9 protein-coding genes are annotated in these 13,432 nt (G+C 60.8%); 8 read left to right on the top strand and 1 reads right to left on the bottom strand.

The window, feature by feature from the left end:
• The first annotated feature begins 3 nt into the window (after positions 1-3).
• From EHN06_RS19385 to EHN06_RS19415, 7 genes are all read left to right on the top strand, one after another.
• Entirely contained in the window at positions 4-7,377 is a 7,374-nt protein-coding gene (locus EHN06_RS19385) for an Hpt domain-containing protein (protein WP_127334114.1), read from the top strand.
• Positions 7,377-8,426 (top strand): chemotaxis protein CheB, encoded by a 1,050-nt coding sequence (locus EHN06_RS19390; RefSeq protein WP_127334115.1) that lies wholly within the window; start codon positions 7,377-7,379, stop codon positions 8,424-8,426. Before EHN06_RS19385 ends, EHN06_RS19390 begins: the two co-directional genes overlap by 1 nt.
• An 11-nt stretch (positions 8,427-8,437) precedes the next feature.
• A complete protein-coding gene (locus EHN06_RS19395; RefSeq protein ID WP_127334116.1) occupies positions 8,438-8,899 on the top strand; it encodes a chemotaxis protein CheW in 462 nt (153 codons plus the stop codon).
• A gap of 144 nt (positions 8,900-9,043) precedes the next feature.
• Entirely contained in the window at positions 9,044-9,535 is a 492-nt protein-coding gene (locus tag EHN06_RS19400; RefSeq protein ID WP_127334117.1) for a Fur family transcriptional regulator, read from the top strand.
• A complete protein-coding gene (gene znuC / locus EHN06_RS19405; protein ID WP_127334118.1) occupies positions 9,528-10,310 on the top strand; it encodes a zinc ABC transporter ATP-binding protein ZnuC in 783 nt (260 codons plus the stop codon). The genes EHN06_RS19400 and znuC overlap by 8 nt, the downstream gene beginning before the upstream one ends.
• Positions 10,297-11,109, top strand: coding sequence for a zinc ABC transporter permease subunit ZnuB (gene znuB, locus EHN06_RS19410; RefSeq protein WP_127334119.1), 813 nt, complete (start codon positions 10,297-10,299; stop codon positions 11,107-11,109). The genes znuC and znuB overlap by 14 nt, the downstream gene beginning before the upstream one ends.
• A 103-nt stretch (positions 11,110-11,212) precedes the next feature.
• Positions 11,213-12,220 carry a PAS domain-containing protein gene (locus EHN06_RS19415; RefSeq protein WP_127334120.1) on the top strand — a complete coding sequence of 336 codons (1,008 nt, stop codon included), beginning with the start codon at positions 11,213-11,215 and terminating at the stop codon, positions 12,218-12,220.
• Positions 12,221-12,222: 2 nt separating this feature from the next.
• Here the strand turns inward: EHN06_RS19415 and EHN06_RS19420 are convergent, their stop codons facing one another.
• Entirely contained in the window at positions 12,223-12,468 is a 246-nt protein-coding gene (locus EHN06_RS19420; RefSeq protein ID WP_127334121.1) for a CDGSH iron-sulfur domain-containing protein, read from the bottom strand.
• Positions 12,469-12,592: 124 nt separating this feature from the next.
• On the opposite strand from EHN06_RS19420, the gene EHN06_RS19425 reads away from it, so the two are divergent.
• Positions 12,593-13,363, top strand: coding sequence for a metalloregulator ArsR/SmtB family transcription factor (locus EHN06_RS19425; protein ID WP_127334122.1), 771 nt, complete (start codon positions 12,593-12,595; stop codon positions 13,361-13,363).
• Positions 13,364-13,432 lie beyond the last annotated feature (69 nt).

Here is a 13,432-nt window from a genome sequence, read left to right on the forward strand (position 1 = left end):
GTTATGGGCAATCACCATGACAGCATCGCCCTGGACTGGGTTCGGGGCGAAATACAGGACACGCTGACCCAGGGTCAGCAGGCACTGGAAGCGTATGTCGAGAACCGCGACGATACCGCACGTCTGCGCTTTTGCCTGAACTACCTCCATCAGGTGCACGGCACCTTGCAGATGGTGGAGTTATATGGCGCGGCCCTGCTCACCGAGGAGATGGAAAAACTGACCCAGGCGGTGCTGAATGACACCGTCGGCAGTGTGGACGACGCCGTTGAAGTACTGATGCAGGCCATCCTGCAGCTGCCCCAGTACCTGGAACACCTTGCCACCAGCAAGGATGATTTTCCCATGGTGCTGCTGCCACTGCTCAATGACCTGCGGGCCGCCCGGGGCGAGTCCCTGCTGTCGGACACCTCCCTGTTCAAGCCCGATCTGGCTCCGTCACAGCAACGGGCCGCCAGCAATGCGTCCCAGCGCCTGCAGGATCCCAAAGTACTCGGACATATTCGCAAGCTGCGTCAGATGTACCAGTTCGCCCTCGCCGGCGTGATACGTGAAGCGGATCTGGATGCCCACTTTGACTATATGCAGAAGGTACTGCAGCGGCTGATCCGGCTGTGCCAGAAAACCCCCAGGGGTGAACTCTGGAAAGCGGCTTCGGCTTTTCTGGAAACCCTGCAAAACCGCGTCAATCCGGTCAACACGGCGGTCAAATCCCTGCTACGGGAGCTTGATACCGAAATCCGCCGCCTGGGCGATGAGCATGTGGACATCCTTCAGCAGCCGATCCCGGAAGCGCTGTTGAAAAACCTGCTGTACTACGTGGCACGCGCCCGTGACCTGGACACGCCACAGGTAACGGAACTGCGCAAGAGTTATCACCTGGAGCAGGCACTGCCGTCGGAAGACGATGTCGATGCCGCCAGAACGCGGGTGTCCGGCCCCGGCCGTGAGGCCATTCATTCCGTAGTCAGTGCCCTCAACGAAGAGTTGGCCAAGCTCAAGGACCAGCTCGATCTGTTTGTCCGCGCCGAGCTGCGCCAGAACAACGAACTGGAAGAACTGTTGCCGGGGCTGAAACAGGTTGCAAATACCCTGGCGGTTCTTGGCCTTGGCATTCCCCGCAAGGTGGTGACCGAGCAGATTGAGCTGGTCGAACGCCTGTCCGCACAGGTCGATGCCGTCGACGACGGCACCCTGATGGACATAGCCGGAGCCTTACTCTATATCGAAGCCAGTCTGGCCGGCCTGGACAGCGACCGCTACCAGGAAACGCCGGCAGCCGACGAGGCTGAACAGGGCGTCAACCTCGGCAACCGTGAGCTCAATGAAGCCAGCGGCGCACTGTTACGGGAATCCAGGAACACCCTGGAGCAAGTGAAAACTGCGATCGTCAATTTCATCGCGTCTCAGTGGGATACCCGGGAAATCGAGCATGTGCCCGGCCTGCTGCACAGCATCCGTGGCGGCCTTGGCCTTGTTCCCCTGGACCGTGTGGCCGATATGCTGGGCTCCGCGGAACGCTACATCACCGACGTCCTGCTCGGTGGCAGGCAGGTCCCCGACTGGAAGCAGCTGGACACCCTGGCGGATGCGGTGACCAGTGTCGAGTATTATCTGGAACGGCTGGCAGAGGGTATCGGGGAAAACGACAGCATTCTGCACGTTGCCGAGGAAAGTCTGGCCTCGCTGGGCTTCCCTGTCGGATCCGAGCCTACCTGGCGGGAGCCCCGGGAAGAAGACATTCCGGTGGTCGACAGTGAAGTCCCTTCCACCGCGCCAATGGCGGAAGAAACCAAGGGATCCGACGCAGATCTGCTGGACGATGAAATCCTCGAGATCTTCGTGGAAGAGGCCGAAGAGGTCCTGCAGACAATCCACGATTTCTACCCGCGACTGCGTCAGAATCACGACGACCACGAGGCCCTGACCGAAGTCCGGCGTGCCTTCCACACTCTCAAGGGCAGCGGCCGACTGGTTGGTGCCACCAGCATCGGTGAACTTGCCTGGTCCGTGGAGAACCTGCTGAACCGGGTGATCGACCAGACCATCAAACCCAACGATGAACTGTTCTCACTGATTGATGACGTCAATGCGCGCATTCCGTCACTGATCAGCGATTTCCGGGAGGGTCAGTCCGACGGCGATGTGATCGAACTGATCGCCCGTGCGGAAGCCATGTCCACCACCCGCAAAACGGATGATGATGCCCCGGCCGCCATCGAGGAAGAGGCGCCTGAAACAGAAGAGGTGGCGTCGGAGCAGCCGGAGCCAATGGCGGAAGACGTTGCCGCTGACGAAGACGACCTGATCGATGACGAGATCCTCGAGATCTTCATCGAAGAGGCCGGTGAAGTCCTCGACACCATCCGCGAATACCTGCCCATGCTGCTACGGCAGCATGACGATCGCACCGCGCTGTCGGAAGTCCGGCGAGCCTTCCACACCCTCAAGGGCAGTGGACGCATGGTCGGTGCGCTGGTGGTTGGCGAACTGGCCTGGTCCGTGGAGAACATGCTGAACCGGGTAATCGACGGCAGCATCTTCATGAACGATGACATCGCCGCCCTGCTGCAGGATGTCACCGCTGCCCTGCCCGCACTGGTAGAGGACTTCGAGAAGCGCCGGCCGGCCAGCCAGGACACCGCTCCCCTGGAAGCCCGCGCCAATTCGCTGGCCAATGGCGAGATTCCCGACGCAGCCACCATGCCAACGGTCGACGTTCAGGAGGTGGACACTGCCGATGACGCCTCCCTCGAGGCCGACGAACACGATGACGCCGGTGTGGATCCGGTTCTGCTCGAGATATTCGAAAGTGAAGCCGAGACCCATCTGCAAACCCTGAGGGAGTTTTTGGAGACGGCGGGTGACAAGGCATCCGTCGCCTACACCGACAACCTGTCCCGTGCCCTGCACACTCTCAAGGGCAGTGCGCACACCGCAGGGATTGCTCCAATAGCGGCCGTGATTACGCCTCTGGAGCGGTTCGTCAAGGAATCGCGGGCCCAGAACAAGCGGGCGAATCGTGAGATCGTCACGCTGATCGCGGACGCCTGCGAGTTCCTGACCCAGGGCCTGCGCCAGCTCAGGCAGGATCCCCAGGCGCCTCTCGACGGCACCGATGCCTACCTGGAGCGGCTCAACGACATTACCGCCGCCACCCTGCGCAGCCATACCAGCGTCGATAGCGAGGCACCACGGCAACAGCCCGCACCACAATTGGTCCAGCTGTTCCTGAACGAGGGGCTCGACATCCTGCTGGACGCCGACCGCATTCTCGATGAATGGGCGCAGAATCCGGAACAGACAAGTGCGGTCGAAAAACTCCGCACCGAACTTCATCAATTAACCCGTGGCGCCCAGGAAGCCGGCCTGGCCGATGTCGCAGGCTTGTCGGACGCCCTTGGCCAGACCTATGAACGTGCCGGTTCGCCGGGCTTCAAGCCGGATGACGGATTCTTCACCACGGTACGTGCCGCCCACGAACAATTGATCAACATGATGGACCAGGTCGCCGCGGGACTGGCGACAGAATCCGGTGACGAGCTGATTGCCGAACTGGATGCCCTGACCATCGACCTTGCCGGACCCAGGGAAGCCGAACCTGACGCGTTCGAACAGGAATTCACCGGCGACCTGGAAGAGATCGACCTCAGTTTCGACATGGAGGAGGAAGAAGCGCCTCCCACTGAGGACAGCCAGCAGCCTCCGTTGGTGGAAACCGATGAGGATATGGATCAGGAGCTCGCGGAGATCTTCCTGGAGGAAGCCCGTGACCTGATCAACAGCTCTGCAGACACCCTGCACAACTGGAGCGATAATACCGACGACCTCGATCTGCTGAGACTGTTGCAGCGAGACCTGCATACCCTCAAGGGTGGCGCGCGACTGGCGGATATCCCCGCCGTGGGAGATCTCTCCCATGAACTGGAAAACCTGTTCGAGGGCCTGACCGAACAGCGGCTGTCGATTACCGACGAACTGTCCGACCTGTTGTTCCGCAGCCATGATCGCCTGGCTGGCATGGTAGATGCGCTGGAACAGCAGGAGCCGCCCCGCCCCGCCCCGGATCTGATCGGTGAAATCCATGCCTACATGGACAACACCAGCGGGTCGCGCCCGGTGACGGATGTCACCACACCAGAGGCAGAACACGAACCACAGCCAGAGGCTCCGCAAGAGCCGGATGAACCGGAAGCGACCGACTTGTCGCACCTTGACCCGGAGTTGGTGGGCATCTTCCTGGAAGAAGCCTACGACCTGATCAATTCCACCGGTAGCGCCCTGCATACCTGGAGCGAGGATCCCTCGAACCGGGATGTCGCGGCCGAGTTGCAACGTGACGTGCACACCCTCAAGGGTGGCGCCCGCATGGCTGGCGCCGACGCCATCGGTGACCTGACCCACGTGCTTGAAGACCTGTTCGAGAAAGTGGCCGAGGGCCAGCTGGCGGCCAGCAGCGAGATGACCGACCTGCTATTCGCCTGCCATGACCGGCTGGCACAGATGGTCGAGCAGGTAGCTACCCAGAAACCCTGCCCTCCGGCCGAGGAACTGGTTGCCGAGGTGAAGGCTATTCTCTCGGGCAAACCGGCATCCCCCAGACAGGACGTGACCGACGCGATACCGGAAGCCAGCGATGACGAACTGATCGGCATCTTCCTGGACGAGGGCCTGGAGATCCAGGCCGCCATCAGCGAGTGCCTGGCGCAGTGGCGGGATGAGCCGGACGAGTTCACCGGGATCACCCAGCTCCAGCAGGAGCTTCAGACGCTCAAGGGCGGAGCACGCCTGTCCGACATGGACCCCATCGCCGATCTGGCGGAAGCATGGTCCGACGCCCTGGATCCTCTGATCAGCGGCGCCAGCAATCAGGCGGCCCTGTTGGCACTGAGTGACCGTGCCCTGGACGATCTCAGGCAGATGCTGTCCAGCCTGGAAGACGGCGAGAAACCGGTGGCAAACCAGACCCTGCTGCGGGCTTTACAGGATGCACACAGGGCCGCCGCGGAAGACATGCCCGGGGAGAGCACGCCCGAGACAACCGTCGAGTCGGACGTTGACCCCGAAGTCCTGGAGATTTTCCTGGAGGAAGCCGGTGAGATCCTCGACCAACTGGAGCAGTTGCTGGAAGACTGGCGCAAGGAACCGGCCAATCACCACTTCAATCAGGAAGCCCAACGCGCACTGCATACCCTTAAGGGCGGTGCTCGCCTGTCACGCCTGAGCGAACTGGGCGATAAGGCCCATGCCTTTGAAACCCGACTGATCGACCTGGGTGGCAATGCCCCGGACAGTCAGACCTGGCAGGCGATTACCGACGACCATGACGCTATTGTTGCGTTGGTTAACCGGATCCGCGAAAAGACCGATCAGGGTGACACCGCTCCAACACCGGCACCAGAACAACCAGCCGCTAGCGAAAAACCGGCCGAGTCGGCTCCCGCCTCCGAACAGAAGCCCCAGCCGGCGCCGGCGCCACAGCCTCAGCCACAAAAGTCGCCGGCCAAGCCCCGCAAGAAAGCGGCGGATGCCCAGCGCACGGCCCAGGAAACCATTCGGGTATCCGCACCGCTGCTGGATGAGCTGGTCAACCTGGCAGGTGAAACCAGTATTACCCGTGGCCGCCTGGAGCAGCAGAGCAGCGATTTCAGCTACACTCTGGATGAAATGGCCGCCACCATCGAGCGTTTGCGCGAACAGTTGCGGCGGATGGAAATCGAGACCGAGACCCAGATCCTGTTCCGTGCAGAAAAGGAACACGGACCGGACTACGGTGACGACTTCGATCCCCTGGAAATGGACCGTTATTCCTCGATCCAGCAATTGTCACGGGCGCTGACCGAGTCCTCATCGGACCTTGCGGACCTGCGTGAGACCCTGTCGGACCGGGTACGGGATACCGAGACCCTGCTGGTACAGCAGTCGCGCATCAACACGGAACTGCAAGAAGGTCTGATGAAGACCCGCATGATTCCGTTTGCCTCGATGGTTCCGCGCCTGCGCCGCATCGTGCGTCAGATCAGCGGCGAACTGGGCAAAAAGGTCGAATTCGATGTCCGTAACCCGGAAGGGGAAATGGACCGCAACATCCTTGAGCGCATGATTGCCCCGCTGGAGCATATGCTGCGTAACGCCCTGGACCACGGCATCGAAACCCCGGCTGATCGCAAGCAGTCGGGTAAGCCGGAAACCGGTGAGGTGACCCTGTCACTGACCCGGGAAGGCGGTGACGTGGTGCTGCGAATGATTGACGACGGCGCCGGCATTCCCTCCAGCGTGATCCGCGACAAGGCCATTCGCCAGGGCATGCTGTCCCCGGACGAGGAGCTGAGCGACCGGGAAGTCCTGCAGTTCATCCTGCAGCCGGGTTTCTCCACCGCCCAACAGGTCACGCAGATCTCCGGCCGTGGTGTTGGCATGGACGTGGTTGCCAGCGAAATCAAGCAACTGGGTGGCAGCCTGGACATCGACTCCACTGTGGGTCGCGGCACCACCTTCACCGTACGCCTACCCTTTACCGTGTCCGTCAACCGGGCGCTGATGGTGTCCACCGGCGAGGATTTCTACGCCATTCCGCTGAACACCATCGAAGGTATCGTACGGGTCAGCACCTATGAGCTTGAGGAATACTACAAACCGGACGCGCCGCTGTATGAATACGCTGGCCAGCAGTACCGGCTGCAGTATCTCGGCAACCTGCTGAACAGTGATCACCATCCCAAGCTCCAGGGCCAGGCGCTGCCACTGCCGGTCATCCTCGTTCGTGGTACCGAGCAGCCCATGGCCCTTCAGGTGGACAACCTGATGGGCAGCCGTGAAATAGTGGTGAAATCGCTGGGGCCACAGTTCAACTCGGTGCGGGGCGTTTCCGGGGCCACCATTCTGGGTGACGGTAACGTGGTGGTGATTCTCGACCTGCCGGCAATGATCCGTTCCGACATCCTGTCCGAGCGTCAACGCTTGGCAAGCCTGGAAAAGGCCCGCGAATCCGCACGCTATGAGCAGCGTGAGACCCTGGTCATGGTGGTGGATGACTCCGTCACCGTGCGGAAGGTGACATCCCGCCTGCTCGAGCGTAACGGTATGGAAGTGGTGACCGCCAAAGATGGTCTCGATGCCGTGGCACAGCTTCAGGATCACAGACCGGATATCATTCTGCTGGATATTGAAATGCCCCGTATGGACGGTTTCGAAGTGGCCAGCTTTGTGCGCCATGACGATAACCTGCGGGATACGCCGATCTGCATGATCACCTCGCGGACCGGTGAAAAGCACCGGGAGCGGGCACTGGCGATTGGTGTCAACGAATACCTCGGCAAACCCTTCCAGGAAACCGAGTTGCTTGAAACCATCACCCGGCTGACCAGGAACCAGTGATGGCCGGCCTCCCGTCAGGCCGGCCCAGGGTCGGGATTGTGTCGGACATCGTCCTGCAGCGGCACCGTTTGCAGACGGCCACTTCAAAGTTCGGTCTCGATGTGTGCTTCACAGGCGATCCGGAGCGCCTGCAGGAATACCCGGAATTTCCGGAGGCCGACCTCTGGCTGGTCACCCTGGAAGACGAAGCGGACCACCCGGTGCTGTTCGACCACCTCCTTGGAAACACCGATGCGCCGGTGCTGTTCGGACTCGACCCGGCGCCCAAACCCGGCACCACCGATTATTTCCGCTGGGAACAGCGTCTGATCGGCAAGCTGGAACAGCAACTGGGTCACCTGGAAGAACTGGACTCGGAGGCCAGCCTGCAGGCACTGGCCGAGCACTCGCCGATAGAGACGCCCCCGCTGCCCCATTGGATTCCACCGGCGGCCTCCGGCTCCATCGCCAGGGATATCTGGATTCTCGGTGCTTCCCTGGGCGGCCCGGCAGCCGTGAAGACCTTTCTCGACCATTTGCCCCCTGGATTGCCCGTCGGTTTTATCTATGCCCAGCATATCGATGGTAACTTCACCGATGTACTGACCCGGGTCCTGGGACGTCACGCCCACTACCAACTCAAGGGTGCGGAAAACGGTTATCAGGTACGTAATGGCGATGTCGTGCTGTTACCGGTCGAACGGGAATGGACACTGGATGCCGAGGGCGCACTGATCGAAAAGGACACGCCCTGGCCCGGACCCTACGGCCCCTCCATTGATCAGGTGCTGCTGAACGTTGCGGATCATTATGGTAAACGCTGCCATGCTATCCTGTTTTCCGGTATGGGCAACGACGGGGCGATAGCTGCCCCCCTGCTGAAAGCATACGGTAGCCGCATCTGGGTCCAGGAAAGCGACAGTTGTGGCAACAGTTCAATGCCCGAATCGGTCGCGGCGACCGGGTGTACCTCCTTCTGTGGTACACCGGAACAGCTGGCCCGGGAACTAGTCAAAACGATTGAAGAATCCTGCCTGCTCAAGGGCCGGCAAAACAGGGATTCCGCCTGAGGAAATGAGTGATGAGCGATAACAGTCAAACCCTCTCCTGCGTCATGATCCCGATGAGCGGCAGACAACTCCTGTTACCCAACGTGTCCATTGCCGAGGTAGTGGATTACGCCAGCACGGACGCCGGTGCCAATACACCGGAGTGGCTGGTGGGGCACCTGAACTGGCGGGGGCTGGACCTGCCGGTCATTTCCTACGACGCCGCCAATGGCGCCACCCTGACAATCCCCGGCGACAACCGTGGCCGCATTGTGGTGCTCAATACCATCGGCAACGAGCACCGGAAGATCCCGTTCATGGCACTGGTGACCCAGGGTATTCCCAGCCAGGCGCGCCTGAGTGAAGAGCAGATCCGCAAACTGGATGGTGAAGCCGGCCCCGCCGACCTGATGCAGGTTGAGGTGGAAGGCGATACCGCCTGGATTCCCAACCTTGAATACCTGGAATCGCTGGCTGCCGACGTCGCTCACTGATTCGATCGGACCTGCCGCACGCTGAAGGTATGACTTGGCGGATTACGCTTTGCTAATCCGACCTACGGGGATTCCCGATATACCGGGGCATGGCGTGAACATTTGCAAATGTTATAATGTTGCAAATTCTCCAGGACAGTGCCCATGCCGACCAGCGCTCTTCCCTATCGCCCCCACAATCACGATGCCTGTGTTGCGCAGGCGCTGGCGGATGCCCGCGCTATCTGCCAGCAGCAGAACGCACGCCTGACCCCCACCCGTGAACGGGTCCTGGAACTGATCTGGCAATCCCACAAGCCCCTGGGGGCCTATGATGTGTTGGCGGTGCTGGCCGAGGACGGCCATAATGCCGCCCCGCCAACTGTCTACCGGGCGCTGGATTTCCTGCAGCAATACGGACTGGTTCACCGCATTGCCTCGCTGAACGCCTTCGTTGGCTGCACCCATGCCGGCAAACACCACAATGGCATGTTCCTGATCTGTCGCAGCTGTAGCAACGTGCTGGAACTGACCGCGCCGAACGTAGCCCAGGCCGTTTCGGAAGTCGCCTCGGCTGAAGCCTTTCAACCGGAAGACGTGATGATTGAGATCGCCGGACTCTGTCCGGCCTGCCGAGCGGATGCCCCCCATGACTGAACCACTGGTATCCCTTGACCATGTGACCATCGCCTTTGATGGCCGCCCAGTGGTGGACCGGGTGGACCTGAAAGTCCATCGCGGGGACATAATCACTATTATCGGCCCCAATGGCGCCGGGAAGACCACCCTGATCAAGGCCGTCCTCGGCATCCAGCCGGTTACGGAGGGCGCGGTGAAGCTTGCCCGCAACCTGACGGTCGGTTACGTGCCACAGCATCTGACCCTGGAATCCACCCTGCCATTGACGGTGAGGCGCTTTATGGCCCTGAGCGGACGCTCCGACTCCGAGTGCCGGGCCGCGCTGGAGAAGACCGGCGTGGGGCACCTGGTTGATGCCTCTATCCACCACCTGTCCGGGGGCGAGAAACAGCGTCTGTTACTGGCCCGTGCCCTGGCGAGGAAACCGGACCTGCTGGTCCTCGACGAACCGGCACAAGGCGTCGACATCAACGGCCAGGCGGCGCTCTATGACCTCATTCGACAGCTTCGGGACCAGCTCCATTGCGGCGTGATCATGATCTCCCACGACCTTCACCTGGTGATGGCCGCCACGGACAAGGTGATCTGTCTCAACCAGCACATCTGCTGCAGCGGGTATCCCGCGGATATTTCCCAAGACCCTGCGTTCATCGAGACCTTCGGACAACCCGTGGCGGAGAGTCTGGCGGTGTACCACCATCACCATAATCACCGCCACGATCTGCACGGGGATGTCGTGTCCGGAGTGGTCAGCAACGATCGCCATCAGGAGTGCGACCATGCCCATCATTGATGCCGTACTCGATGATTTTTTCTGGCGGGCCCTGGTGGGCGGTCTTGGCGTGGCCCTGGTGGCCGGCCCCCTCGGCTGTTTCGTGGTCTGGCGGAGAATGGCGTATTTTGGCGATACCCTGGCGCACTCCGCGCTGCTGGGCATTGCCCTGAGCTTCCTGATCAGCGTGCCCCTCAACGTCGGCGTCATCATCACTTGTGTGGTGCTTGCGATTGCCTTGGTACTGCTGTCCCGCAGCCACACGCTGGCGACGGATACCCTGCTGGGCATCCTCGCCCACAGCGCGCTCGCTATCGGCCTGGTCACCCTCAGCTTCATGCCCGATGTCCGCGTCGACCTCACCGGCCTGCTGTTCGGCGACCTGCTGGCCATGAGCCGTAATGACCTGCTGTGGATCTATGGCGGCGCCCTGCTGATCCTGCTACTACTGGTGATGCTCTGGCGAAGCCTGTTGATGAGCACCATCCACGAAGAGCTGGCACGGGTTGAGGGCATTCCCGTTGAACGCCTGCGACTGGTCTTGATGCTGATGTTCTCACTGGTCATCGCCGTGGCCATGAAGATCGTCGGCGTGCTGTTGATCACCGCGCTGCTGATCATTCCGGCCGCCACCGCACGACGTCTGGCACGAAGCCCCGAACACATGACGCTACTGGCGGTTATGTTCGGTTTCGTGGCGGTCGGTGGGGGGCTGACCCTGTCCTGGCACCTGGATACTCCGGCCGGCCCGTCGGTGGTGGTGACTGCGTTCAGTGTGTTCCTGCTGATTTATGGCGGAGCGCGACAAACCCAGGCCTGAACGCCCGACTTTTCCTGCAGCCCTCCGTTGGTCTAAAGTGAGTATGTCAGCGGGTGCACAACTCGCCCCTTGATCACTATTGATCGTCAAGACGGACAGAGCCATGGAAAGCACCAGTCTCACCAGGAGCCCGGGGCAGATCCTTCGTTCACTGTGGCGCCCCTTCCTTTGGGTACCACTGGTGGTGCTGGTTGCTGGTCTGACCGTTACCGCCTTTACCGCCGAACAGCTGGCAAACCATACCCGAATCCTGGCCGAGCATGCTTATCGCGCCCAGCATGATGCCCTCGTCAACCGGCTGCACGCACAGGCCGTCGCCCAGTCGCCCGAGCGCCAAGTGGAGGAATGGCTGGCGTCGGTCTTTTCCACGCCTTACCCCAATCTCGCATCAATACGGGTAGATACCCTGGAACGCCACACCAAGATGCCACTATTCCAGTCCGGAGCCCTGTTCGCGCTGGATGACTCGCGCTCCCTGCGTTCGGAAATCGATCTGGACCAGCATCACTGGCTCATCACCACCATGCCGGATAACACCCTCTTCCGGCAGAAAGCCGATACGGCACGATATGCCACCTGGACGGCAGGCGCCATAATCACTGCCATCGGCGTGGTACTGACACTCCTGTTGTGCGCCCGTATTCATGCACTTCGCGACCAACTGAATCACCGCCTGCTCGCCACCGAAAAGCTGGACCAGCAACTGGGTAATATTCAGGTGGAGAAATCCATCCTGCGCCAGGCGCTGAATGACAGTGAACAGCGCAGCCGCGATTTGGTGGCGCTTTCTGGGGCGATGATCGGGGAACTGGACGAGCAGGGCTGTATTGGTTTCATATCGGCCAACGTCGCGGAGTGGCTGGAGCGGGCGCCTGCCGACCTGTCGGGAACGCCTTTCGAGGACCTTGTTGCTCCCGATAACCGCTCCAATTTCCGCAGGGCCCTGGCAGCGGCACGCAGCGAAAAACAGATGCATCGAATCGACCTGGCATTGCTAACCGCCGACCAGGACGAAAATATCGTACCCGCGACACTCCGCATCCTCGCGCTGCAGGACCCCGTCCACGGCTTTACCGGCTACCGCATTAGCGCCCGGCCAGCGGCCTCCTGACGTTAGAGGGTCTTGTGGGTTCCGTCACACAAAGGCGCGTTCCCGGTCTGTTTACAGCCACAAAACCAGACCCATTCCTTTTTCTCGGCGACGTATTTTATCGGGGTAAAACCGGTCCCCTTGTGTGAGCCATCGCAAAAAGGCTGGGACTGACTGCGGCCACAGGCACACCAGAAATAAGTCTTGCCGGCCTCGACCAGAACCGAACAGGGCGTTGTCCTGGGGATTTCAGGCTTTGCAGCGGCCATGGAAGACTCCTCATCGTTGATGTCATGTCCTTTGGGCAGTATAGCCGTGATGTCCAACACCGTTGCCAACGACAAAACATTCACTTATCATTATATTCACTTTTTGTTATATATGGTGATAATCATGTCATCCCGCCGCAAAGTCTTGTTTGTCTGTACCGCCAACAGCGCCCGCTCCCTGATGGCCGAAGCGCTGCTGAAAGACATGGCAGGCGACCAGTTCGAAGTCGCCAGTGCCGGCACCCGGCCGGAAAAACCGCACCCGCTGGCCCTGCAATGCATCCGCGAGGCGGGCATCAACCCCGATACCGTTTACAGTAAGCCCCTGAGCAGCCTGATCGAAGAACCGTGGGATTACATAATTACCCTGTGCGACAAGGCCGCGCAGGAATGCGACTCGATCTGCGAGCCCGCTCAGCGCATCGCCTGGGATTTCCCCGACCCGGCTCCCCGCAACAGTCATGGGGCCTTTGCCCTGGTGATGAAAGAACTGCGCGAGCGCCTGAGCCTGTTTGTCATGGTGCACCAGAAAGCCACCAGCCAGGCTGTCAGCTATGATCCCGCAGCGGTATTCAAGGCACTTGGGGACGAAAATCGCCTTGCCATCATGCTGATGGTCCATCAGCAAACCGAATTGTGCGTCTGCGAATTCACCGCCGCGCTGGAGGCATCCCAGCCCAAAGTCAGCCGCCATCTAGCGCAGCTCCGAGAACTGGCACTGCTGGACGACGAACGCCGTGGCCAGTGGGTCTACTACCGCCTGCATCCGGCGATGCCCGAATGGGTTCTCGATATCCTGAGCGACACCGCCGACGCCAACGGCCCGTTCCTGAAGCCCTTCCTGACCCGGCTGGCAACCATGCCCGACCGTCCCGTTAACATGGAGTGTGTCTGAGGCAAGTGGCCTGCAAATGTTGAGTTGGTGGCGATTGCCGGGGTATGGGGGTCAAAAACAGGAACCGTG

It is taken from the genome of Marinobacter sp. NP-4(2019) (assembly GCF_003994855.1).
In the GTDB taxonomy this organism is placed as follows: Bacteria; Pseudomonadota; Gammaproteobacteria; order Pseudomonadales; family Oleiphilaceae; genus Marinobacter.